Here is a 24,581-nt window from a genome sequence, read left to right on the forward strand (position 1 = left end):
TACTCACACAATGATCCACTTATGCCCGGATCCTTACTAGTTATCCCCAAATCGGGAATTCAATCTGGTTATGGTTAATAACATCTGGTTATTTATTCTATTAAGCATTTTCCCAGTAACATCCAATCCCATAAATATAAGGAGTTACCAAATGAATAACTGGATTAAGGCTGCAATTGCGGCTATCGCACTCTCTGCTGCTACTGTTCAAGCTGCGACTGAAGTTAAAGTCGGCATGTCTGGTCGCTACTTCCCATTTACTTTCGTTAAACAAGACCAGCTACAAGGTTTTGAAGTGGATTTATGGGATGAGATCGGTAAACGTAACGACTACAAAGTTGAATACGTAACAGCTAACTTCTCTGGTCTGTTTGGTCTTCTTGAAACGGGTCGCATCGACACCATTTCAAACCAAATTACAATGACGGATGCACGTAAAGCGAAATACCTATTCGCAGACCCATACGTAGTAGACGGCGCACAAATTACCGTTCGTAAAGGTAATGACAGCATTAAGGGTATCGAAGACCTTGAAGGCAAGACGGTTGCAGTAAACCTAGGCTCAAACTTTGAACAACTGCTTCGCAGCTACGACAAAGATGGCAAGATCAATGTAAAAACCTACGACACAGGTATTGAACATGATGTAGCACTAGGTCGTGCCGATGCATTCGTAATGGATCGCTTATCAGCACTAGAGCTTATCAAGAAGACTGGTCTACCATTACAACTAGCAGGACAGCCATTCGAAACCATTGAAAACGCTTGGCCTTTCGTGGACAACGATAACGGCAAAAAACTGCAAGCCGAAGTAAACGAAGCATTAGCAGCAATGCGCGCAGATGGTACGCTAGAAAGTATCTCTCAGAAATGGTTTGGTGCAGACATTACTCAGAAGTAATCACTCACTTTCACCATTCAAGGCCCACTGCTTTATACAGCGGTGGGCTTTTTGCTTTTGTGCACTGATTAAAAAACCTGATAAAACAGTACTTCCAAATAGAACAACACTTCCAATAAAAATACGAGATAGATTATGGGATTTGACTTTAATTACATGCTAGAGCTGTTGCCGATACTACTGAAGTATTTAGGCACCACGATGGAGATGGCGACTTGGGGCTTGTTCTTTGCTCTGATCCTGTCTCTGATACTGGCGAATATTCGTGTATTCAAAATCCCAGTACTCGACCAATTGAGCCAACTGTACATTAGCTTCTTCCGAGGAACACCATTGTTGGTACAGCTGTTCCTCCTTTATTATGGCTTACCACAAGTATTCCCGTGGATGGTTGGATTGGATGCATTCAGCGCTGCTGTGATTGGCTTAACCCTGCACTTTGCCGCGTATATGGCAGAAAGTATTCGTGCCGCGATTATCGGTATTGATCGCAGCCAGATGGAAGCCAGCCTTTCGGTAGGTATGACCACCAGTCAAGCAATGCGTCGCGTGATCTTGCCACAAGCAACTCGCGTGGCACTGCCATCATTGATGAACTACTTCATCGACATGATTAAATCGACTTCACTTGCATTCACCCTAGGTGTCGCCGAAATCATGGCTAAAGCTCAGATGGAGGCTTCTTCAAGTTTCCGCTTCTTCGAGGCTTTCTTAGCGGTGGCGCTGATTTACTGGGGCGTGGTGGTTATCCTCACTCGTATTCAAATCTGGGCCGAAGTGAAACTGAATAAGGCATATGTACGATGATCAAATTACAAAATATCCACAAGCAGTTTGGTGACACCGAAGTTTTGAAAGGGATCGACCTAGAAATCAAACAAGGTGAGATAATTGTCATCATAGGTTCAAGTGGCACTGGTAAGTCTACCCTACTGCGTTGTGTGAATTTTCTAGAGCAAGCCGATCAAGGCACGATTTCGATTGATGACATCAAGGTTGATACTCAGAAACACACTAAGGCAGAGGTGCTTGCACTGCGTCGTAAGACCGGTTTTGTGTTCCAAAACTATGCACTGTTCGCTCACCAAACCGCGAGACAGAATATTGCTGAAGGTTTAATTACTGTTCGTGGTTGGAAAAAGCAGCAAGCCCATGAAAAAGCACAACAAATACTTGATGATATTGGCTTAGGTGACAAAGGTGATAGCTACCCAGCCGCTCTCTCAGGTGGCCAACAACAACGGGTGGGTATTGGCCGTGCAATGGCACTACAACCAGAGCTATTATTGTTTGATGAGCCGACTTCAGCGCTCGATCCTGAGTGGGTTGGCGAAGTGCTTAACCTAATGAAAAAGCTGGCAAATCAGCACCAAACCATGCTGGTGGTTACCCATGAAATGCAGTTCGCTAGAGAGGTCGCAGACCGAGTGATCTTCATGGCTGACGGTCATATTGTCGAGCAGGGATCTCCACAGGATATTTTTGGTAATCCACAGGATCCTAAATTAAAAAAATTCTTAAATAAGGTTGGGATCGACTAAGGATCCTTGTGATTTTAGTTATTCTACGTATAATCCCCCGACCGGAATTTTAGTTAACCCAATCATTGACACTTTTTGTGACAGTGATTACAATTCCGCCTCTTTGTTGAGAGGCGTCGGTTTTCCTTTCTTATATAAAGAAGAGAAAAAATGCCCACGCCGGGTTTAACAAAAACCTAAAACTACTGATCAGTAAGGTAATTACAATGAAACGCACTTTTCAACCTACAGTTCTAAAGCGTAAGCGTACTCACGGTTTCCGTGCTCGCATGGCTACTAAGAACGGTCGCGCAACAATCAATGCACGTCGTGCAAAAGGCCGTAAGCGTCTTTCTAAGTAATCTTTGATTATTTTGAATAAGCTAGCCTTCGGTCGGGAGTTACGCTTGTTAACTCCCGAACATTATCAAAATGTCTTCAAGCAAGCTCATCGAGCAGGCTCCCCTCATTTCACCATCATTGCCCGAAATAACTCTCTTTCAAATCCTCGTCTTGGATTAGCCGTTCCGAAAAAGCAGATTAAAACCGCCGTGGGTCGTAACCGATTCAAGCGTCTTACTCGTGAAAGCTTTCGTAACACTCAACACAAACTTCCTAACAAAGATTTTGTTGTAATCGCTAAGAAGAGCGCGCAAGATTTAAGCAATGAAGAAATGTTCAAGCTACTCGACAAATTATGGCTTCGCCTGTCTCGCCCTTCGCGTGGATAGCGCTAATACCCATCTATTTTTATAGATGGTTTATTAGTCCACTCATCGGCCCACGCTGCCGATTTACTCCAACCTGCTCTTTATATGCGATAGAAGCGTTGAAAGCTCACGGTTTTGTAAAAGGGTGTTGGTTATCAGGCAAACGTCTATTAAAATGCCATCCTTTGAACGAAGGGGGCTTTGACCCCGTTCCACCAGTCCAAAAACAAGACAGAGATAAATAACGATGGATTCTCAACGTAATATCCTGTTAATCGCATTGGCTTTGGTTTCTTTCCTACTGTTCCAACAATGGAACGTAGCTCAGAATCCAGCACCACAAGCGGTTGAGCAGGCACAATCTGGCAGCACCCTACCAGCGCCATCTTATGCAGATGATCTAGACCCGGCTCCTGGTCAAGTTGCTTCTTCTGCTAAAACTATCACAGTAACAACTGATGTACTGACTCTGTCAATTGATACGGTTGGTGGTGATGTCGTTAAAGCAAACCTAAACGATTACTCTGCTGAGTTCGATTCTGAAGATACGTTTGTTCTTCTTAAAAATGAACCAGGTCACCAATTTATCGCTCAAAGCGGTCTAGTGGGTCCTCAAGGTATCGATTTAAGCAGCACTAACCGCCCTAGCTACACGGTTTCAGCAGATAGCTTTACGCTAGCTGAAGGTCAAGATGAACTACGCATCCCAATGACTTACCAAGCGAACGGCCTTGATTACACAAAAACATTCGTACTTAAACGCGGCAGCTACGCGATTGACGTTGAATACGATGTAATCAACAACTCTGGCAATAACGCAACATTCGGCATGTACGCTCACCTACGTCAAAACGTTATGGATGACGGTGGTAGCCTAACAATGCCAACTTACCGTGGTGGTGCTTACTCTACGGAAGATACGCGTTACAAAAAATACAGCTTCGACGATATGCAAGATCGCAACCTGTCTCTTAACCTAGCAAACGGTCAAGGTTGGGCAGCGATGATTCAGCACTACTTTGCAAGTGCTTGGATTCCACGCGACGAAGCAGGCAGCAACCTTTACACTCGTGTAATTGGTAACCTTGGCGATATCGGTGTTCGCATGCCGAACAAGACCATTGCTACTGGCGACGAAGCAAGCTTCAAAGCAACGCTTTGGGTTGGTCCTAAACTTCAAGACCAAATGGCTGCTGTTGCACCAAACCTAGACCTAGTAGTTGACTACGGTTGGTTATGGTTTATTGCTAAACCACTTCATACTCTGCTTTCATTCATTCAAGGCATCGTTGTGAACTGGGGTCTGGCAATCATCTGTCTAACTTTCATCGTTCGTGGTGCTATGTACCCACTAACGAAAGCTCAGTACACGTCTATGGCGAAAATGCGTATGCTTCAGCCTAAGCTGACTGCAATGCGTGAGCGTATTGGCGACGACCGTCAACGCATGAGCCAAGAAATGATGGAGCTTTATAAGAAAGAGAAAGTAAACCCACTAGGTGGCTGTTTACCTATCCTTCTACAAATGCCTATCTTCATTTCGCTATACTGGGCACTAATGGAGTCTGTTGAACTGCGTCACTCACCGTTCTTCGGTTGGATTACTGACCTTTCAGCACAAGACCCATACTACATCTTGCCACTTCTGATGGGTGCTTCAATGTTCCTAATCCAGAAGATGAGCCCGACAACTGTAACGGATCCAATGCAGCAGAAGATCATGACCTTTATGCCGGTTATGTTCACATTCTTCTTCCTGTTCTTCCCTTCAGGTCTGGTTCTTTACTGGCTAGTATCGAACATCGTAACTCTGATTCAGCAAACGCTTATCTACCGCGCGCTGGAAAAGAAAGGCTTACATTCTAAGTAAGTTCGATAATAGAAAGAGATAAAGAAAGGCGACCAAAAGGTCGCCTTTTTGTTTTTAGCTGATTACAATTCAGCTAATTGATTAATCGTGAGCGCCCCTTTTTGGCTTTCACATGCTAGCAGGCACAACTATGACTACAGATACGATTGTTGCTCAAGCGACTGCACCCGGCCGTGGCGGCGTCGGTATTATTCGCGTTTCAGGCCCACAAGCAGCCCAAGTTGCGCTTGAAGTTACCGGCAAAGTGCTGAAACCACGTTACGCTGAGTACACCCCTTTTAAATCTCACGATGGTTTAGAGCTAGACCAGGGCATCGCGCTTTACTTCCCTAACCCGCACTCGTTTACCGGTGAAGACGTATTAGAGCTACAAGGCCACGGTGGCCCTGTGGTAATGGATATGCTCATCAAACGCATCCTCGCGATTCCAGGGCTACGCGCAGCACGCCCAGGTGAATTTTCGGAGCGTGCCTTCTTGAACGACAAGATGGATTTAACCCAAGCAGAAGCCATTGCCGACCTCATTGATGCCAGTTCAGAAGAAGCGGCGAAATCAGCCCTGCAATCGCTGCAAGGTGAGTTTTCAAAACGCATTAATACGCTGGTGGATTCTCTGATTCACTTACGCATCTATGTTGAAGCCGCTATCGACTTCCCAGAAGAAGAGATTGATTTCCTTGCTGACGGTAAAGTAAGTGCTGACTTACAAGCTATCATCGACAACCTCGAAGCGGTTCGCCAAGAAGCCAATCAAGGTGCCATCATGCGCGAAGGCATGAAGGTGGTGATTGCAGGTCGTCCTAATGCCGGTAAGTCGAGCTTACTGAATGCATTATCGGGTAAAGACTCCGCGATTGTGACTGATATTGCTGGTACCACGCGTGATGTACTGCGTGAACATATCCATATTGATGGTATGCCACTGCACATTATTGATACCGCAGGCCTGCGTGAAGCCTCGGATGAAGTAGAAAAAATCGGTATTGAACGCGCTTGGGAAGAAATTGCCCAAGCCGATCGCGTTTTATTTATGGTCGATGGTACCACTACCGATGCAACCGACCCGAAAGATATCTGGCCCGATTTCGTTGATCGTCTACCGAATAATATCGGAATGACCGTGATTCGTAACAAAGCCGATCAAACAGGTGAAGATCTTGGAATTTTCCATGTTAATGATCCAACTCTGATTCGACTGTCAGCAAAAACGGGACAAGGCGTTGATGCACTACGTAATCACTTAAAAGATTGCATGGGCTTTGCTGGCGGTAATGAAGGTGGCTTCATGGCACGTCGTCGCCACTTAGATGCCCTAGAACGCGCATCTGAGCACCTAGATATTGGTCAGCAACAGCTCGAAGGCTATATGGCAGGTGAAATCTTGGCAGAAGAGCTACGTATAACGCAGCAACACCTTAACGAGATTACTGGTGAGTTCAGCTCCGATGACCTACTCGGCCGTATCTTCACCTCTTTCTGTATTGGTAAATAACCTTTAAAGGCTAGCTCATGCTGGCCTTTTTCTTTAGTAAGGACAGCTTAATGATCCACATTATTACAGGTAGCACCTTAGGTGGTGCTGAGTACGTTGGCGATCACCTTAATGATCTTCTTGAAGAACAAGGTCATGAGATAAGCCTTCATAATCAACCTGAATACAATGACATCCCCCAACAAGGTTTTTGGTTGCTGGTGACTTCTACTCATGGTGCTGGCGAATTTCCAGATAATATTAAGCCATTTATCGACGGACTGACCCAGCAATCTCCAGATTTAAGCCAGGTTCGCTTTGCTGTCGTGGCGCTTGGAGATTCGAGTTACGATACCTTCTGCTTGGCGGGTAAATCAGCCCACAGCCAGATGAAAGAGCTCGGTGCTCAACCTATTTGTGACTGTTTTACCATCGATGTATTGGAAACTCCGGTACCAGAAGACGCTGCAGAAGCGTGGTTTAACGATCATAGCGACCAGTTTTAACCTCTACCTTCTCTCAAAAAGCGGCTTATGCCGCTTTTTTTGTCTCTGAACAACGCGATTGTGAATAACTTTTTTTCAAAAACATCGAAAATTAGCGATCTATTCTCAATTTCTTCTGTGGATAAGATCATACATATACGGTGATTAACCTATAGTTATCCAAATAACAAGTTTTAGACTAATTTCCTCCTGTGAATAAGTAGCTATTTTGATCCCAGCTAATCCTCATCCTGATCAAAGTTAGATCACATCATTTGATCCAAAAAAGATCCATGATCTCGTTGATCATTTTCGAGTTATCCACAGATGACCTCGATCCTAATAATAGATCTAATAAAAGATCTCCTTAAAGATCTTATCTATATTAATTAAAAACAGCTTTTTCGAAAAATCCCAAAAACGTTTTCTCAGGCTATGAAAACAGGTAGAATATCGCTCCTTTTTATCAATCTAGAAAACGTTTGAATACCTGAGGTCGGTTCATGCTTTATCACGAAAAATTTGACGTCATCGTTGTTGGTGGTGGCCATGCAGGAACGGAAGCCGCACTCGCATCTGCACGTACTGGTCAAAGTACGTTATTACTTACTCATAATATCGATACATTAGGACAAATGTCTTGTAACCCAGCTATTGGCGGGATCGGTAAGGGCCACTTGGTAAAAGAGGTCGATGCAATGGGTGGATTAATGGCGCAAGCTATTGATCATGCAGGTATTCAGTTCAGAACATTGAACGCATCAAAAGGCCCAGCAGTTCGTGCTACTCGTGCACAAGCTGACCGCGCACTTTACAAAGCTTTTGTTCGTAACGTTCTTGAAAACACGCCAAACCTGACTTTGTTCCAACAGTCGGTTGATGACTTGATCGTTGAACAGGATCAAGTGGTGGGTGTGGTAACACAGATGGGTCTTAAGTTCCGCGCAAGAGCTGTGGTTCTGACTGTGGGCACATTCCTAGGTGGAAAGATCCATATAGGTATGGAAAGTTCTTCTGGTGGTCGTGCTGGCGATCCACCATCGATCGCACTGGCTGACCGTCTTCGTGATCTTCCATTCCGAGTTGATCGCCTGAAAACAGGTACACCTCCTCGTATCGATGCGCGTAGCGTTGATTTTTCTGAGCTTGAGGTTCAGCACGGTGATAATCCGACGCCTGTTTTCTCGTTCATGGGTAGCCGAGCTCAACAACCTCGTCAAATTCCATGTTACATCACGCATACCAATGAAAATACGCATGACGTAATTCGCGCTAATCTCGATCGTAGCCCAATGTATGCGGGTGTTATTGAAGGTATTGGCCCTCGCTACTGTCCTTCAATTGAAGACAAAGTGATGCGTTTTGCTGACAAGAACAGCCACCAGATTTTTATTGAGCCTGAAGGTCTAACGACTCATGAGCTATACCCGAATGGTATCTCTACCAGTCTGCCTTTTGATGTACAGGTTCAAATTGTTCGTTCGATGAAGGGTTTTGAAAATGCTCATATCGTTCGCCCTGGCTATGCGATTGAGTACGATTTCTTTGATCCTCGCGACCTTAAGCTGACTTACGAAACTAAGTTTATCAAAGGTCTATTCTTTGCGGGTCAAATCAACGGTACCACTGGCTACGAAGAAGCAGCTGCACAAGGCTTAATGGCGGGTCTGAACGCGAGTTTGTTTACTCAAGGCAAAGAAGGCTGGAGTCCGCGTCGTGACCAAGCTTACATGGGCGTGCTTATTGACGACCTATCGACCATGGGTACCAAAGAACCTTACCGCATGTTTACGTCTCGTGCGGAATACCGTTTGCTGCTTCGTGAAGACAATGCTGATATCCGTTTGACTGAAAAGTCGCGTGAACTTGGCCTTGTCGATGACGCTCGTTGGTCTCGTTTCAACGAGAAGATGGAAAACATGGAGAAGGAGCGTCAACGTCTGAAAGAAACATGGATTAATCCAAAATCTGAAGATATTGATCAACTGAACCAAATTCTGAAAACACCAATGTCTCGTGAAGCGAGCGGTGAAGATCTTCTTCGTCGCCCGGAAATGACTTATTCACAGCTAACCGCACTGGATCGTTTTGGTCCTGCATTGGAAGATCAACAAGCGTCTGAGCAAGTTGAGATCCAAGTGAAATACGATGGTTACATTCAGCGTCAACAAGACGAAATTGAAAAATCACTGCGTCATGAAAACACCAAACTGCCTGCTGATATCGATTACAGCAAGGTGAAAGGACTTTCTAACGAAGTGGTTCTTAAACTAACGACAGCTAAGCCTGACTCAATTGGTATTGCTTCGCGAATCTCAGGTATTACACCTGCAGCAATCTCAATTCTGTTGGTCTACTTGAAAAAACACGGCCTGTTGAAAAAGGGTGAGGAAGCATAATGAGCGCATTACGCGAAAAACTGGATCACCTGATTGGCCAGACTGAACTTGAAGTATCTGAAAAACAACGTGGCCAATTGGTTGGCTACGTTGAGTTACTGAATAAGTGGAACAAAGCTTATAACCTAACATCTGTTCGTGACCCGCAAGAAATGATGGTGAAACATATCTTAGATAGCATCATTGTTAGCACTCACTTACAAGGCAAGCGCTTTATCGACGTTGGCACGGGACCTGGTCTTCCTGGGATTCCGCTCTCAATCATGAATCCAGACTGCGAGTTTTACTTGCTAGACAGCCTAGGTAAGCGTATTCGTTTTATCAAACAGGTGATTCATGAATTGGGTATCGACAACGTGGTACCGGTTCAAAGTCGCGTTGAGGAGTTTCAACCAGAAGAAAAGTTTGATGCAGTGCTCAGTCGCGCATTTGCGTCAATGACAGACATGGTAGAGTGGTGTCACCATTTACCTAAAGAGCAATCCGGTGTATTTTTGGCTCTTAAGGGACAACATCCTAGAGATGAAATCGACCTGTTACCTGAATGGTGTTCAGTGACAGACATTAAAGCTTTGCAAGTGCCAGAGCTTGATGGAGAGCGTCATCTAGTTACTTTATCGCGTCAGGGATAATCAGCGAGGCCATAGTGGGTAGAATCGTAGCAATTGCCAACCAAAAGGGTGGCGTAGGAAAAACAACAACTTGCATTAATTTAGCAGCATCAATGGCGGCAACAAAACGCAAGATATTGGTTGTTGACCTCGATCCTCAAGGTAATGCCACTATGGCGAGCGGTGTCGACAAGTATCAAGTTGAAGCAACTGCTTACGATTTGTTGGTTGAAGACACCCCATTTGATGAAGTAGTTTGCCGAAGTACGTCTGGCAATTATGACCTCATCGCCGCGAACGGTGATGTTACTGCAGCAGAAATCAAGTTGATGGAAGTGTTTGCTCGTGAAGTTCGTTTAAAAAATGCACTCGAATCCATTCGCAATAACTATGATTTCATCTTTATTGATTGCCCACCATCATTAAACCTTCTTACAATCAACGCGATGGCTGCGGCCGACTCCGTATTGGTTCCTATGCAATGTGAATACTTTGCTTTGGAAGGTTTGACTGCATTGATGGATACCATCAGTAAGCTAGCGGCTGTTGTAAACGAGAACCTGAAGATCGAAGGTCTTCTGCGTACTATGTACGATCCTCGCAATCGCTTATCGAACGAAGTATCTGATCAACTCAAAAAACACTTTGGTAGCAAAGTCTACCGAACTGTGATCCCTAGAAATGTGCGTCTGGCAGAAGCCCCAAGTCACGGCAAGCCAGCAATGTACTACGACAAATATTCCGCAGGAGCTAAGGCTTATCTTGCTCTTGCAGGCGAAATGTTGCGTCGTGAAGAAGTCCCAGTATAGGTCCAATCAAAGGAATTCGCTCAATGTCTAAGCGTGGTTTAGGAAAAGGGCTAGATGCATTGCTTGCAACTAGCTCATTGGCTCGTGAAAAACAGCAAGTTGCTTCTCATAGTCAGGCGTTGTCGGCTGATGGTGAGCTTATCGAACTGGCTGTTGGTTGCTTGAAGCCTGGTGTATATCAACCGCGTAAGGATATTGCGCCTGAAGCGCTAGAAGAGCTGGCTGCATCAATTCAATCTCAAGGCATTATCCAACCTATCGTTGTTCGCCCATTGGCACACGACCAGTTCGAGATTATTGCTGGTGAGCGCCGTTGGAGAGCAGCTCGTCAAGCAGGCCTTAAACAAGTGCCATGTCTGATCAAGAGAGTCGAAGACAAGGCTGCGATCGCGATGGCATTGATTGAGAATATTCAGCGTGAAGACCTGAATGTCATCGAAGAAGCACAAGCGCTAGAGCGCTTACAGAACGAATTTGAACTGACACACCAACAAGTCGCTGAAGTGATTGGTAAATCGAGAGCGACGGTTAGTAACTTATTACGTCTAAATCAATTAGAAAATGAAGTAAAAGGTTTAGTTTCAAATAAACAACTGGAAATGGGGCATGCTCGAGCATTGCTTGCGCTTGAAGGTGATACCCAGGTTGAAGCAGCAAACACTGCAGCGACCAAAAAAATGACCGTGCGTCAAACCGAGCAGCTTGTTAAAAAGTGTTTAAAACCAGACGTTGAGCCAGAATCGAAGCCTGAAGACACAGAAGCTATCGAACTTTCACGAAGACTCACGGAAAAATTGCAAGCAAATGTTTCAGTCACTCGTTCTGTTAGCGGTAAGTCAAAAGTAATAATTACTCTTGATGAGCCTCACAAATTAGAGCAACTTATTGCTAAACTAGAGTACTAAATGAGATAATTGATTTAGGTCAATTATGTAATAAAAAAGTGATTTCGTACAAAAGTTGTCGGTTTGTATGCAAAAATGTAAATGATTGCTGCGTTGTTGTTGCAATCAATTTGGCTGAACGTATAATTTTCGCCAATTTCTCGGCACGCTTTTAAGCGAGTGGTAAAGTGGGCTTAAAAGAGGAACGAATACATGGTAGCGGCGTTAGCAAGACCAGGACGAGTGCTTGCAAAGCAAATGTTATTGATCGAGCTTAGCGCGGTTATATTAGTGGCGGTAGGGTTAGGTTTAGCTGTTAATCCTGATTGGGGTTTTGCTGCATTAATCGGTGGCGGTATTTTTGTCATCGCGAATGTAGTTTTTTGTGTGTGTGCTTTCCTATTTTGTGGAGCTCGCGCAACTAAGTTAGTTGCGGCGTCGTTCTATGCAGGCGAAGCGCTAAAAATTCTAATCACAGTTCTACTATTCTCTATTGTCTACATGTATATGCAGGTGGAATTAATTCCCCTCAAACTGACCTATTTACTGGTTCTAGGTATTAATATCTTTGCGCCAGTGCTTTTCATTAACAATAAAAAATAGGATGAGTTATGGCTGCGCCAACAGCATCCGGATACATTGAACACCATTTACAAAACCTTTCTTTAGCTAAGTTTGGTCTTGTAGAGGAGACAAGTTTCTGGAACGTACATATAGACAGTCTGTTTTTTTCGGTGTTGACAGGGATGTTATTCCTTTGGGTTTTTCGCTCAGTCGCTAAGAAAGCAACAGTAGGTGTACCTGGTAAGCTTCAGTGTTTTGTTGAAATGGTAGTGGAATTCGTTGGTGACAACGTTAAAGAAACTTTCCATGGCCGCAACCCTCTGATTGCCCCACTAGCACTGACTATATTCTGCTGGATTATCATTATGAACTTGATGGACTTAGTGCCTATTGATTTCTTACCATATCCTGCAGAGCATTGGCTAGGTATCCCTTACTTGAAAGTGGTTCCTACTGCTGATGTTAATATAACAATGGCAATGGCTTTAGGTGTTTTTGCTCTGATGATCTACTACAGCATCAAAGTAAAAGGTCTAGGCGGATTTGCTAAAGAATTGGCACTGCATCCATTTAATCACCCAATCATGATTCCATTTAACTTGGTACTTGAGGTAATTTCGTTACTAGCGAAGCCACTATCTCTAGGTATGCGTTTATTTGGTAATATGTTTGCGGGTGAGGTGGTGTTTATTCTTATCGCGGCAATGCTACCGTGGTATTTACAATGGGTAGGTGCACTACCTTGGGCTATCTTCCATATCTTGGTTATTTTGATTCAAGCGTTTGTTTTCATGATGTTGACAATCGTTTACTTATCAATGGCTCATGAAGATAGTGATCACTAAAAAAATTTTTAAGCTTTATTCTAACTATTAATGTTAATCGGAGAACGTAAATGGAAACTGTACTAAGTTTTTCAGCAATCGCTGTTGCTATTATTGTTGGTCTTTGTGCCGTAGGTACTGCAATTGGTTTTGCTATTCTTGGTGGTAAATTCCTAGAAGGCGCTGCGCGTCAACCTGAAATGGCTCCAATGCTACAAGTTAAGATGTTCATCATCGCTGGTCTACTGGATGCTGTTCCAATGATCGGTATCGTAATCGCACTACTATTCACGTTTGCTAACCCATTTGTTGGTCAACTAGCAGGCTAATTAACTCTTAATAGTTAATTAAATTTTTGTAGTTGATTCTTAACGAGGGGTAGCTGTTGTGAATATGAACGCAACTCTGTTAGGTCAAGCAATTGCTTTTTCATTGTTTGTTTGGTTCTGCATGAAATATGTATGGCCACCAATCATGCAAGCAATTGAAGAACGTCAGAAAAAAATTGCTGACGGTCTAGTAGCCGCTGAACGCGCTGCTAAAGACTTGAACCTGGCACAAGCCAACGCTTCTGAGCAAATGAAAGAAGCAAAGCGCACTGCAACTGAGGTTATTGATCAGGCAAACAAACGTAAAGCTCAAATTATTGATGAAGCTCGCGAAGAAGCTCAGGCAGAACGCCAGAAAATCTTAGCGCAAGCTGAAGCAGAAATTGAAGCAGAGCGTACACGTGCCCGTGATGACCTGCGCAAACAAGTCGCAACTCTGGCTATAGCTGGTGCTGAGAAAATCCTTGAGCGTACAATCGATAAAGATGTACACGATGATCTTCTTAACAACATTACTGCAAAACTTTAAAGCAAGGGGCTGTATATGTCTGATTTGACTACAATCGCACGCCCCTATGCTAAAGCAGCGTTTGACTTTGCGGTAGATAAAGGTGAGCTAGACCAATGGGGTCAGATGCTTACTTTTGCTGCCGAAGTGGCACAAAATGATGATGTTCATAATTTATTAAGCGGTTCTATGACTGCTGAAAAATTAGCTGAAGTATTCATTGTAATTTGTGGCGAACAATTTGATGAATTCGGTCAGAACTTGATTAAAGTGATGGCAGAGAATGGCCGCTTGATGGCTTTTCCTGATGTTTGTAAACAGTTCTTATTGCTCAAACAAGAGTATGAGAAAGAGATCGACGTTGAAGTAACTTCAGCGGTAGAACTTTCTGAAGAACAACGCGCAGAGATCAGCAGCAAATTGGAACAGCGCTTAGCGCGCAAAGTTCAGCTGAATTGCAGTATAGATGAGACTCTACTTAGTGGAGTTATTATTCGAGCCGGAGACCTAGTCATCGATAACTCAGCGCGCAGTCGTTTAGACCGCCTGAGCGATGCATTGCAGTCTTAATGGGGATTGGAGCATGCAACTTAATTCCACTGAAATTAGCGATCTAATTAAACAACGTATTGAATCTTTCGACGTTGTTAGTGAAGCTCGCAATGAAGGTACTATCGTTTCTGTAAGCGATGGCATCCTTAGCATCCACGGCCTAGCGGACGTGATGCAAGGTGAAATGATCGAACTACCGGGTGGCCGTTACGCTCTAGCACTAAACTTGAACCGTGATTCGGTTGGTGCTGTTGTAATGGGCCCGTATGCTGACCTACAGGAAGGCATGAAAGTTACAGGTACTGGTCGTATTCTAGAAGTACCAGTAGGTCCTGAAATGCTTGGTCGTGTTGTAAACACGCTAGGTGAGCCAATTGATGGTAAAGGTCCAATCGAAGCTAAATTGACTTCGCCTGTAGAAATTATCGCACCAGGTGTAATCGACCGTAAATCGGTAGATCAACCTGTTCAAACTGGTTACAAGTCGGTTGACTCAATGATCCCTATCGGTCGTGGTCAACGTGAACTAGTAATCGGTGACCGTCAGACTGGTAAAACAGCAATGGCGATCGATGCGATTATTAACCAAAAAGATTCTGGTATTTTCTCTATCTACGTAGCTATCGGCCAAAAAGCGTCGACTATTGCTAACGTAGTTCGCAAACTAGAAGAGCACGGCGCACTAGCAAACACTGTTGTTGTTGTTGCATCTGCTTCTGAATCTGCAGCGCTGCAATACCTTGCACCGTATGCTGGTTGTGCGATGGGCGAATACTTCCGTGATCGCGGTGAAGATGCACTGATTGTTTATGATGATCTATCTAAGCAAGCTGTAGCTTACCGTCAAATCTCGCTACTACTTAAGCGTCCACCAGGTCGTGAAGCGTTCCCAGGTGATGTTTTCTACCTTCACTCTCGTCTACTAGAGCGTGCTGCTCGTGTAAGCGAAGTATACGTAGAAAAATTCACTAACGGCGAAGTGACAGGCAAGACTGGTTCTTTAACTGCTCTACCTATCATCGAAACGCAAGCTGGTGACGTATCTGCATTCGTACCAACGAACGTAATCTCGATTACTGATGGTCAGATCTTCCTACAAACTGAGCTATTCAACGCGGGCGTACGTCCAGCTGTTGACCCTGGTATCTCAGTTTCTCGTGTAGGTGGTTCGGCGCAGACTAAAATCATCAAGAAGCTATCTGGCGGTATCCGTACTGCTCTAGCTCAATACCGTGAACTTGCAGCATTTGCTCAGTTCTCTTCGGATCTTGATGAAGCGACTAAGAAGCAGCTAGACCACGGTCAAAAAGTTACAGAACTGATGAAGCAGAAGCAGTACGCTCCTATGTCTGTATTTGACCAAGCTCTAGTAATCTTCGCTGCAGAGCGTGGATACCTTCAAGACGTTGAACTTTCTAAAGTTCTAGACTTTGAAGCTGCTTTACTGTCGTTTGCTCGTGGTCAATATGCCGATCTAGCAACACAGATCGACACAACGGGTGCTTTCAATAAAGAAATCGAAGCTGAGCTGAAGAAGCTTGTTGACGATTTCAAGGCAACCCAGACCTGGTAATTGGTAGGTGGTCTTAGGGCCACCTCATACCATTAACGGAGAGTAACGATGGCCGGCGCAAAAGAGATACGTAATAAAATCGGTAGTGTTAAAAGCACACAGAAGATTACGAAAGCAATGGAAATGGTAGCAGCTTCAAAAATGCGTCGTTCTCAAGACGCAATGGAAGCTACTCGTCCATATGCAGAAACAATGCGTAAAGTGATCGGTCATTTGGCTAATGGTAGCCTCGAGTATAAGCATCCTTATCTTGAGGAACGTGAAGCCAAACGTGTTGGTTACATCATCGTTTCTACAGACCGTGGTCTTTGTGGTGGTTTGAACATTAACTTGTTCAAAAAAGCCATGAACGACATGAAAGATTGGTCTGAGAAAGGTGCTGACGTTGAACTTGCAATTGTAGGTTCAAAAGCGACAGCATTTTTCAACAACAGCGGCGCGAAAGTAGCAGCTCAAGTTTCTGGTCTGGGCGATCGTCCAAGCCTTGAAGACTTGATTGGCTCTGTAAGCGTTATGCTGAAGAAATATGATGAAGGCGAATTAGATCGCCTGTTCGTAGTGTTCAACAAGTTTGAAAACACTATGGTTCAAGAACCAACGATCGATCAATTACTTCCTTTGCCTAAATCAGACAGCGAAGAAATGAAACGCAGTCATTCTTGGGACTACATTTATGAGCCCGAGCCAAAACCACTACTAGATGCACTATTGGTTCGCTATGTCGAATCTCAAGTGTACCAAGGTGTGGTTGAGAACCTTGCTTGTGAGCAAGCGGCTCGAATGATTGCAATGAAATCAGCAACAGATAACGCTGGTGACATTATTGATGACTTAGAACTTGTGTATAACAAAGCGCGTCAAGCGGCGATTACACAAGAACTTTCTGAGATCGTTTCAGGCGCAGCTGCGGTTTAAGCTTAGGTAAAACTAAATAGTTAGAGGATTAACGATGGCTACAGGTAAGATCGTACAGATCATCGGTGCGGTAGTCGACGTAGAGTTCCCACAGGGTGAAGTACCTCGTGTATACGACGCTCTGAATGTTAATGAAGTACAAGAACGTCTCGTTCTTGAAGTTCAGCAACAACTTGGCGGTGGCGTAGTTCGCGCAATCGTAATGGGTAGCTCTGATGGTTTACGTCGTGGTTTGACAGTTGAAAATACTGGCGCTCCAATCTCAGTACCAGTAGGTACTAAGACATTGGGTCGTATCATGAACGTCCTAGGTGACGCGATTGATGAGTGTGGCGAGATTGGTGCTGAAGAGCATTACGCCATTCACCGTGAAGCTCCAAGCTACGAAGAGCAGTCTAACGAGACAGCTCTTCTAGAAACTGGTGTTAAAGTAATCGACTTAATTTGTCCATTCGCTAAGGGTGGTAAAATCGGTCTATTCGGTGGTGCTGGTGTAGGTAAGACCGTTAACATGATGGAACTTATCAACAACATCGCACTTCAACACTCAGGCCTATCTGTATTTGCAGGTGTAGGTGAGCGTACTCGTGAAGGTAACGATTTCTACTTTGAGATGCAGGAAGCAGGTGTTGTAAACATCGAAAAACCTGAAGAATCAAAAGTAGCGATGGTTTACGGTCAGATGAACGAGCCACCAGGTAACCGTCTACGTGTTGCACTGACTGGTCTAACAATGGCAGAGCGCTTCCGTGACGAAGGTCGTGACGTTCTACTGTTCGTTGATAACATCTACCGTTACACACTAGCAGGTACTGAAGTATCAGCACTTCTAGGTCGTATGCCTTCTGCGGTAGGTTACCAACCTACACTAGCTGAAGAAATGGGTGTTCTACAAGAGCGTATCACGTCAACTAAATCTGGTTCTATCACGTCTGTACAGGCGGTATACGTACCAGCGGATGACTTGACTGACCCGTCTCCAGCAACAACGTTCGCTCACTTGGATGCAACGGTTGTACTTAACCGTAACATCGCATCTATGGGTCTATACCCAGCGATCGACCCGCTAGATTCTACTTCACGTCAACTGGATCCATTGGTAGTTGGACAAGAGCACTACGACATCGCTCGTGGCGTTCAGTCTACTCTTCAGCGCTATAAAGAGCTGAAAGATATCATTGCTATCCTAGGTATGGACGAGCTATCTGAAGAAGATAAGCAAGTTGTATCTCGTGCTCGTAAGATTGAGAAGTTCCTAACTCAGCCTTACCACGTAGCGGAAGTATTTACAGGTGACCCAGGCGTTTACGTACCTCTTAAAGAGACTCTACGTGGCTTCCAAGGTCTTCTATCTGGTGAATACGATGACATTCCAGAGCAAGCGTTCATGTACTGTGGTGCAATTGACGAAGCTATCGAGAATGCTAAGAAGCTATAAGGCTAACTAGGAGGCGATATGGCAGCAATAACCTTTCACCTAGACGTTGTAAGTGCAGAGAAACAAATTTTCTCAGGCCTTGTTGAGACGTTTCAGGTGACCGGTAGTGAGGGTGAGCTTGGTATTTTCCATGGTCATACTCCACTGCTGACCGCTATCAAGCCTGGTATGGTGCGTATTGTTAAGCAGCACGGCCACGAAGAAATCATTTATGTTTCTGGTGGTATGGTAGAAGTTCAGCCTGGTACAGCGACTGTACTGGCTGATACAGCTATCCGTGGTGAAGAGCTAGACGCAGCAAAGGCGGAAGAAGCTAAACGCAAGGCTGTGGAGAATATCCAAAATCAGCATGGCGACATAGACTTCGCACAAGCGGCCGGTGAACTGGCTAAAGCCATTGCTCAGTTACGAGTTATCGAACTGACAAAACAGCGTCGCTAATCTTTTATAAGATTATAGACTCTGAGATAAAGGCGACCTAAGGGTCGCCTTTTTGCATTTCTAGATTCTCAAAAATGCCTCTTTTACGTATCACTACTGGTTAAATGGTTATTGCGATTTAATTTTTTGGCCAAAAACGGTTACAATATCGGCTTAATAAAAATAACGTTGGATAGGTTTACAATGAAGTTTAGCGCGGTAATTCTCGCGGCGGGCAAAGGCACTCGCATGTATTCAAACACACCAAAGGTTCTGCATACGCTTGCAGGTAAGCCAATGGTGAAGCATGTTATCGATACATGTAATGGTTTAGGCGCTCAAAATATCAACCTGGTTTACGGCCACGGTGGTGATCAGATGAAGGCTACTCTAGCTGAAGAATCTGTAAATTGGGCACTGCAAGCTGAGCAGCTGGGTACAGGCCACGCTGTGGATCAAGCATCTGCACATTTCGCTGATGATGAAAAAGTATTGGTGCTATACGGTGATGTTCCACTGATTTCACCTGAAACCATTGAAAACCTATTAGACGCTCAACCAAACGGTGGTATCGCGCTACTTACGGTCGTGCTAGACAACCCAATGGGATACGGTCGCATTATTCGTCGTAATGGACCTGTTGTGGCTATCGTTGAGCAGAAAGATGCAACGGATGAGCAGAAGCTTATCAAAGAGATCAATACTGGCGTTATGGTGGCGACTGGTGGTGATCTGAAGCGTTGGTTGTCTGGTTTAAGCAACGACAACGCACAGGGTGAATATTACCTGACTGACGTTATCGCAGCCGCTCACGATGAAGGTCGTGCGGTTGAAGCTGTGCACCCAGTAAGCCCAATTGAAGTAGAAGGTGTTAACGACCGCTCTCAACTGGCTCGTCTAGAGCGTGCTTACCAAGCAGAACAAGCTGACAAATTATTGAAGCAGGGCGTTATGTTACGCGATCCTAGCCGCTTTGATCTACGTGGCGAACTGCAATGTGGTATGGACGTTGAAATCGACACCAACGTTATCATCGAAGGCAGCGTAAGCATTGGTGATAACGTGGTTATCGGTACCGGCTGCGTGTTGAAAGACTGTGAGATTGATGATAACACCATCATTCGCCCATACAGCGTAATTGAAGGCGCAACGGTCGGTGAAGACTGTACGGTTGGTCCATTTACTCGCCTACGTCCAGGTGCAGACATGCGTAACGATTCGCACGTTGGTAACTTTGTTGAAGTAAAGAACACTCGCCTTGGTGAAGGTTCTAAAGCGAATCATTTAACGTATTTAGGCGATGCTGAAATTGGTCAGCGTGTAAACGTGGGTGCGGGTGCAATTACTTGTAACTACGATGGTGCGAATAAGTTTAAGACCATCATTGGCGACGACGTATTCGTTGGTTCAGATAGTCAATTAATCGCGCCTGTTACGATTGGTAATGGTGCAACTGTTGGTGCTGGCTCTACAGTAACACGTGATGTTTCTGAAAATGAGTTGGTTATCAGCCGTGCGAAAGAACGTAAGATTGCTGATTGGAAACGTCCAACTAAGAAGTAAACTCTAACGTTCAAAATATATTTTTATGAAAGCCAGTAGCATCGCTACTGGCTTTTTTGTATCGGCCACTCACTGCTAACAAAATAATCAATTTGGCAATTGTATTTTTTTAATAGATTGTTAATATTCGGGCTGTGGTTCGGTATAAATAGGTTGATGTACGGTGATATTGGTTGAAAAGAAATGGCAAACATTGCCGATCATTATTTTGTCTTTTTCAATGTTAATAGGTCTCTATGGCTTTTATGTAACGCTGGAAAAGTTGGTTGTTGAAAATGAGCGTGATCATCTTGTCTCTTTGATGTCAGATGTCGTGTTCGAGGTCCGTGAAGATAGTCGTTTATTCTCGGAAGGCGTAGATATTGATGATTATATTGGTAATCTTACCCAAGCTAGTACACGATTAAGAATTCAGGTTATTAATCCTGATGGTGTTGTGATTGGGGATACGGACCTTTCTGATCATGCGCTTGCAGGCGTTGAAAACCACAGCGATCGACCTGAATTTCAACAAGCTCTAAAAACAGGCTTCGGCAGTGACGTGCGTTTTAGTACGGTCACTTCGGTTGATCGTATCTATTACTCCCATAAAGAATCCATGAACGGTAGCAGTTTCGTTATCGTTATCTCTTCACCGATGCATCAACTGAAACAGATGAACTTCCAATTGATGGGGATTCTGGTTGGTATGGTTGTGTTGAGTTTGAGCTTCTTGATTGGCACCTCTTACGTGAGTAATCGCCAAATTGTTCATCGAGTGGAAGAAGAACAGAAAAAGCAAGACGAGCGCATTCGCCAACGAACCCATGAAATCGAGTTGATGCACCGCCTCGCGAATATGCTTGCTGCATGTAATAACATGGTCGAGGCACAACAGATCGTTTCGGATATCTTGCCGCGAATTCTCGGTAACGTGAACGGCAGTGTTTCTTTGATGCGTGCATCGCGTAACCAGTTGATCACTCAGCTCGATTGGGGAGAGACTTGGCCGGGAAGCGCGAGCTTTGCTCCAGAAGAGTGTTGGTCACTACGTAAAGGACGTGCACATCAATCGAATGATGATTTCCACTCGTTAACCTGTGGTCACATGCATGAGATGGAAAACAACCAAACCTTGTGTATTCCGTTGACGGCACATGGCAACACCATCGGCATCATGCACCTTTATTTCGGTGTTGGTGACATCAAGATTGATCCCATTACCGAGCAATTAGCCTTCAGTGTTTCAGAGCATTTAGGCTTAGCATTAGCTAACTTGAGCTTACAAGAGAAGCTTCGCTCACAAGCATTGAGCGACCCTCTTACTGGCTTATTCAACCGTCGTTTCTTTGAGCAGAAACTGGAAGAGCACTCAATGAATTCGGCCACCAGCGAACAGCCATTATCGCTATTGATGCTCGATTTGGATCACTTCAAACGTTTTAATGACAACTTTGGTCATGATGCAGGTGATTTCGTATTAAAAGAGATCAGTGCGTTACTTAAACAGAGCGTCAGTGAAGATGAGATTGCTTGCCGATTAGGTGGTGAGGAGTTGGCGGTACTGCTTCCACATTATTCAATGCAAGAAGCGACTGAGTTTGGTCAAACCTTGTGTGATGCTGTGCGTTCGATGCACCTTGAACATAAAGGTTTGTCATTAGGTCAGTTGGGTGTTTCGATAGGTGTAGCTACTTACCCTAAGCCAGCATCTGATACCGAGTCTTTGGTTAAGATGGCCGATAACGCTTTGTACATGGCGAAAGACATGGGCCGCAGCCGAGTGGTTAACTATGATGAATATAGCCGCCATAAAGCGCCAGCGTTAGAAATTGTCGACGGTGAAGCTGCTTCGAAATTGTCTTAAACTGAGACTGAATTTAGATATAAAAAAAGAGCGAGTAATCTCGCTCTTTTTTGTTTTCGTTAAACGAGGAACTAGTCTTGTTTCTCGTCTGCTACTACTCGAGAGTTGTCTGGCGTAGCGAAGTGTTCTGAAAGCTCTTTGTTCGAAACAATGTAGCCAACCCACAATGCACCCAAACAAATCACAACTGCGATACCTGTTGCGCTTAATGCTTGGCTAGCCATTGCCGCTACCAATGCACTTGATAAGCCACTGATGCTGATTTGCAGGCTGTTTTGTAGACCAGCAGCTGTTGCTGGGCTCTGTTTAGCGCTTGATAGGGCACGGTTAACTACGATTGGGTAAAGTGCACCATTTGCTACAGCAATCAAACAGAAAGGCGCAAGTAGAGGCCAGATGGAAGTCAGTTCCCACTGTGATGCGATAAAGATAAGCATCGCTGCTACGCTGAACAAACCAATAAGGTTTCTTAGTACAATACTATCGCCATACTTCTTCACCGCTTGCTTACCGAAGTAACCACCCGCCATGAATGCGATTGTTTGTGGGATGAAACTTAGGCCGATGTCTTTTGCTTCATAACCTAGTTGAGCCATGATCTCTGGCATACCCGTTAGGTAAGCGAAGAACGCTGCAGATGCCGAAGCAAACATTAAAACATTACCCATGTAAGGTTTTGATTTAAGCAACATCTTGATGTCTGTCTTAATCGATGTCTGCTTTACTTCAGGCGCTTCTTTTGGCTGAGCCATTGTTGTCGCCACTAGCAGTGCACCCATCAAGGTTAATGTGATGAAGATACTATGCCAGCCAAAGCTATCCGCAAGTAAAACACCTAGCTGAGGTGCTAGTGCAGGAGATAGTGCGACCAAAGGCATGATGGTTGCAAAAATTTGCTGGCTACTGCTTTGTGAGTAACGCTTGATAACCATGGCTTGCCAGATTACCGCCGGAGCACATACACCGATTGCTTGAATGAATCGTAGTGTCAGTAGGTGCCATACCTCGGTGCTGAATGCTAAGCCGAATGAAGCTGCCGTAAAGATTACAAGACCAACCGCCAGCGTATTGCGGTGACCATACTTGTCACTTGCCAGACCCCAAAGAAGCTGACCCATTGCCATACCGCCAAGGAATACGGTTAGAGATAGAGCAATCTGCTCCGGGCCGGTTGCGAAATCAACTTCCATTGCCTTAAATGCAGGAAGGTACATATCGGTCGCAATAAAGCCAAGCATTGAAAGAACTGCAAGGTAGACCAATTGAAATTTAGAAATATTCATAAGATGCCATTAAGCTAAAGGTAGTGATGTTTTTATCATCAAAAAAATTGTTTGATATACAGAAGTTAAAGCCCCTGTTTATTTATGCTGACATTCTATTTTTCAGACCTGATAAAATAAAACGCTAAAATATGTAGTTATCAATCAAAAAATTTGAAGGCTTATGTTCTCTAAATCCTCTTTAGAAATGCTCGATACTGTCGCTCGCTTGGGTAGTTTTACCGCAGCTGCTGAACAGTTGCACAAAGTACCGTCTGCGATCAGCTACGGTGTTAGACAGGTTGAGCAAGAACTGGATGTTCTACTTTTCAGACGGTTACCGAGAAAGGTTGAGCTGACACCTGCTGGTGAGTTGTTCATTGAAGAGGCTCGTGCGTTGTTGAGACAGATGGAAGAGGTCAGTGCCCAGACTCGCCGCGCGGCTCGTGGTTGGAAGAAAACCTTGCGCCTAACGCTCGATAACGTGGTTAAGCTCGATAAGATGAAGCCGATGATTGAAGAGTTCTACCAAACCTTTGAGTTTGCAGAGCTCCAGATCAACATGGAGGTGTTCAACGGCTCTTGGGAAGCGATAGCACAGGGCAGAGCGGATATCGTGATTGGCGCAACCTCTGCGATTCCGGTTGGTGGCGACTTTGAGGTTAAAGATATGGGACGGTTAGATTGGGCGTTTGTAATGTCGCCAAGTCATCCGTGTGTGCGAGAGCAAAACCTCAATGAAGAGTTTGTTAGCCAATATCCCGCGATATGTTTGGACGATACCTCTAGTGTGCTCCCTAAGCGACACACTGGCCACTACTCAAATCAAAGACGCCTGTTGTTACCCAACTGGTATAGCGCGATTGAATGTCTTAAAAATGGAGTAGGGGTGGGTTATATGCCAAGACACATTGCTGCACCTATTATCGAGCAAGGCTTACTGGTGGAGAAAATACTGCCTGAACCGAGCCCGCAGAGTCATTGTTGTTTGGTGTGGCGAAAAGACGATAACCATAAGCTGATCGAATGGATGGTCAAGTACCTAGGATCGAGTGAACAACTTCATCAAGATTGGCTGGATCATCGCAAGGCGATCTAATGATCTTAGCGAGAAGATCCTTTTCAAG

Annotated in this window: 26 protein-coding genes; 25 read left to right on the forward strand and 1 reads right to left on the reverse strand. The window is 44.6% G+C overall.

All coding sequences use genetic code 11. From position 1 onward, the window contains the following. The first annotated feature begins 151 nt into the window (after positions 1 to 151). The 24 genes from QQ041_RS11710 to QQ041_RS11825 all read left to right on the forward strand — a co-directional run bounded on the left by QQ041_RS11710 (position 152) and on the right by QQ041_RS11825 (position 22,192). Entirely contained in the window at positions 152 to 901 is a 750-nt protein-coding gene (locus tag QQ041_RS11710; RefSeq protein WP_060983463.1) for an amino acid ABC transporter substrate-binding protein, read from the forward strand. 135 nt (positions 902 to 1,036) lie between these two features. Continuing rightward, a complete protein-coding gene (locus tag QQ041_RS11715; protein ID WP_009848134.1) occupies positions 1,037 to 1,708 on the forward strand; it encodes an amino acid ABC transporter permease in 672 nt (223 codons plus the stop codon). Then, on the forward strand, positions 1,705 to 2,442 hold the full coding sequence (locus tag QQ041_RS11720; protein ID WP_048610829.1) for an amino acid ABC transporter ATP-binding protein: 738 nt from the start codon (positions 1,705 to 1,707) through the stop codon (positions 2,440 to 2,442). The genes QQ041_RS11715 and QQ041_RS11720 overlap by 4 nt, the downstream gene beginning before the upstream one ends. A 206-nt stretch (positions 2,443 to 2,648) precedes the next feature. Next, positions 2,649 to 2,783, forward strand: coding sequence for a 50S ribosomal protein L34 (gene rpmH / locus QQ041_RS11725; RefSeq protein WP_004735800.1), 135 nt, complete (start codon positions 2,649 to 2,651; stop codon positions 2,781 to 2,783). A gap of 45 nt (positions 2,784 to 2,828) precedes the next feature. Beyond that, positions 2,829 to 3,152 (forward strand): ribonuclease P protein component, encoded by a 324-nt coding sequence (gene rnpA, locus QQ041_RS11730; protein ID WP_017055478.1) that lies wholly within the window; start codon positions 2,829 to 2,831, stop codon positions 3,150 to 3,152. After that, positions 3,119 to 3,376: a membrane protein insertion efficiency factor YidD gene (yidD, locus tag QQ041_RS11735; protein WP_004735802.1), complete on the forward strand. Its 258-nt coding sequence runs from the start codon at positions 3,119 to 3,121 to the stop codon at positions 3,374 to 3,376. The genes rnpA and yidD overlap by 34 nt, the downstream gene beginning before the upstream one ends. A 2-nt stretch (positions 3,377 to 3,378) precedes the next feature. Further along, on the forward strand, positions 3,379 to 5,001 hold the full coding sequence (yidC, locus tag QQ041_RS11740; RefSeq protein WP_060983466.1) for a membrane protein insertase YidC: 1,623 nt from the start codon (positions 3,379 to 3,381) through the stop codon (positions 4,999 to 5,001). A gap of 130 nt (positions 5,002 to 5,131) precedes the next feature. Further along, on the forward strand, positions 5,132 to 6,493 hold the full coding sequence (mnmE, locus tag QQ041_RS11745; protein ID WP_285953991.1) for a tRNA uridine-5-carboxymethylaminomethyl(34) synthesis GTPase MnmE: 1,362 nt from the start codon (positions 5,132 to 5,134) through the stop codon (positions 6,491 to 6,493). Between the two features lie 50 nt (positions 6,494 to 6,543). Then, complete coding sequence (gene mioC / locus QQ041_RS11750; RefSeq protein ID WP_146492797.1) at positions 6,544 to 6,978, forward strand: FMN-binding protein MioC; 435 nt, start codon at positions 6,544 to 6,546, stop codon at positions 6,976 to 6,978. Between the two features lie 482 nt (positions 6,979 to 7,460). Beyond that, positions 7,461 to 9,356: a tRNA uridine-5-carboxymethylaminomethyl(34) synthesis enzyme MnmG gene (mnmG, locus tag QQ041_RS11755; RefSeq protein WP_146492795.1), complete on the forward strand. Its 1,896-nt coding sequence runs from the start codon at positions 7,461 to 7,463 to the stop codon at positions 9,354 to 9,356. Next, positions 9,356 to 9,988, forward strand: a complete 633-nt coding sequence (rsmG, locus tag QQ041_RS11760) for a 16S rRNA (guanine(527)-N(7))-methyltransferase RsmG (protein ID WP_017058801.1) — start codon at positions 9,356 to 9,358, stop codon at positions 9,986 to 9,988. Before mnmG ends, rsmG begins: the two co-directional genes overlap by 1 nt. Positions 9,989 to 10,002: 14 nt before the next feature. Then, positions 10,003 to 10,776, forward strand: a complete 774-nt coding sequence (locus QQ041_RS11765) for a ParA family protein (protein ID WP_019825554.1) — start codon at positions 10,003 to 10,005, stop codon at positions 10,774 to 10,776. A gap of 23 nt (positions 10,777 to 10,799) precedes the next feature. Further along, on the forward strand, positions 10,800 to 11,681 hold the full coding sequence (locus QQ041_RS11770; protein WP_146492794.1) for a ParB/RepB/Spo0J family partition protein: 882 nt from the start codon (positions 10,800 to 10,802) through the stop codon (positions 11,679 to 11,681). A 192-nt stretch (positions 11,682 to 11,873) separates the two neighbouring features. Beyond that, positions 11,874 to 12,263: a F0F1 ATP synthase subunit I gene (locus QQ041_RS11775; protein WP_060983471.1), complete on the forward strand. Its 390-nt coding sequence runs from the start codon at positions 11,874 to 11,876 to the stop codon at positions 12,261 to 12,263. A gap of 8 nt (positions 12,264 to 12,271) precedes the next feature. Continuing rightward, positions 12,272 to 13,069, forward strand: coding sequence for a F0F1 ATP synthase subunit A (gene atpB / locus QQ041_RS11780; protein WP_009848124.1), 798 nt, complete (start codon positions 12,272 to 12,274; stop codon positions 13,067 to 13,069). Positions 13,070 to 13,119: 50 nt separating this feature from the next. Next, a complete protein-coding gene (gene atpE / locus QQ041_RS11785; RefSeq protein WP_004411110.1) occupies positions 13,120 to 13,377 on the forward strand; it encodes a F0F1 ATP synthase subunit C in 258 nt (85 codons plus the stop codon). Positions 13,378 to 13,435: 58 nt separating this feature from the next. Then, complete coding sequence (gene atpF, locus QQ041_RS11790) at positions 13,436 to 13,906, forward strand: F0F1 ATP synthase subunit B (RefSeq protein WP_010433231.1); 471 nt, start codon at positions 13,436 to 13,438, stop codon at positions 13,904 to 13,906. 15 nt (positions 13,907 to 13,921) lie between these two features. Then, the gene (gene atpH, locus QQ041_RS11795) at positions 13,922 to 14,455 is read left to right on the forward strand and encodes a F0F1 ATP synthase subunit delta (RefSeq protein WP_086712399.1); all 534 of its coding nucleotides are present in this window, start codon (positions 13,922 to 13,924) and stop codon (positions 14,453 to 14,455) included. A gap of 13 nt (positions 14,456 to 14,468) precedes the next feature. Next, positions 14,469 to 16,010 carry a F0F1 ATP synthase subunit alpha gene (gene atpA, locus QQ041_RS11800; RefSeq protein WP_076654330.1) on the forward strand — a complete coding sequence of 514 codons (1,542 nt, stop codon included), beginning with the start codon at positions 14,469 to 14,471 and terminating at the stop codon, positions 16,008 to 16,010. A 48-nt stretch (positions 16,011 to 16,058) separates the two neighbouring features. Continuing rightward, on the forward strand, positions 16,059 to 16,925 hold the full coding sequence (atpG, locus tag QQ041_RS11805; protein WP_016794171.1) for a F0F1 ATP synthase subunit gamma: 867 nt from the start codon (positions 16,059 to 16,061) through the stop codon (positions 16,923 to 16,925). Between the two features lie 34 nt (positions 16,926 to 16,959). Further along, positions 16,960 to 18,363 (forward strand): F0F1 ATP synthase subunit beta, encoded by a 1,404-nt coding sequence (gene atpD, locus QQ041_RS11810; protein ID WP_048610850.1) that lies wholly within the window; start codon positions 16,960 to 16,962, stop codon positions 18,361 to 18,363. An 18-nt stretch (positions 18,364 to 18,381) separates the two neighbouring features. After that, positions 18,382 to 18,804: a F0F1 ATP synthase subunit epsilon gene (locus QQ041_RS11815; protein WP_004735742.1), complete on the forward strand. Its 423-nt coding sequence runs from the start codon at positions 18,382 to 18,384 to the stop codon at positions 18,802 to 18,804. A gap of 183 nt (positions 18,805 to 18,987) precedes the next feature. Beyond that, complete coding sequence (gene glmU / locus QQ041_RS11820; RefSeq protein ID WP_017631548.1) at positions 18,988 to 20,346, forward strand: bifunctional UDP-N-acetylglucosamine diphosphorylase/glucosamine-1-phosphate N-acetyltransferase GlmU; 1,359 nt, start codon at positions 18,988 to 18,990, stop codon at positions 20,344 to 20,346. A gap of 220 nt (positions 20,347 to 20,566) precedes the next feature. Continuing rightward, on the forward strand, positions 20,567 to 22,192 hold the full coding sequence (locus QQ041_RS11825; RefSeq protein WP_285953992.1) for a sensor domain-containing diguanylate cyclase: 1,626 nt from the start codon (positions 20,567 to 20,569) through the stop codon (positions 22,190 to 22,192). A 71-nt stretch (positions 22,193 to 22,263) separates the two neighbouring features. On the opposite strand, the gene punC is transcribed toward QQ041_RS11825, so the two are convergent. Continuing rightward, the gene (punC, locus tag QQ041_RS11830) at positions 22,264 to 23,475 is read right to left on the reverse strand and encodes a purine nucleoside transporter PunC (RefSeq protein WP_146492792.1); all 1,212 of its coding nucleotides are present in this window, start codon (positions 23,473 to 23,475) and stop codon (positions 22,264 to 22,266) included. A gap of 163 nt (positions 23,476 to 23,638) precedes the next feature. On the opposite strand from punC, the gene punR reads away from it, so the two are divergent. Then, positions 23,639 to 24,553 carry a DNA-binding transcriptional activator PunR gene (gene punR, locus QQ041_RS11835; RefSeq protein WP_017058788.1) on the forward strand — a complete coding sequence of 305 codons (915 nt, stop codon included), beginning with the start codon at positions 23,639 to 23,641 and terminating at the stop codon, positions 24,551 to 24,553. The last annotated feature ends 28 nt before the right edge of the window (positions 24,554 to 24,581 follow it).

It is taken from the genome of Vibrio sp. TMPB1044, from assembly GCF_030442075.1.
In the GTDB taxonomy this organism is placed as follows: domain Bacteria; phylum Pseudomonadota; class Gammaproteobacteria; order Enterobacterales; family Vibrionaceae; genus Vibrio; species Vibrio satsumensis.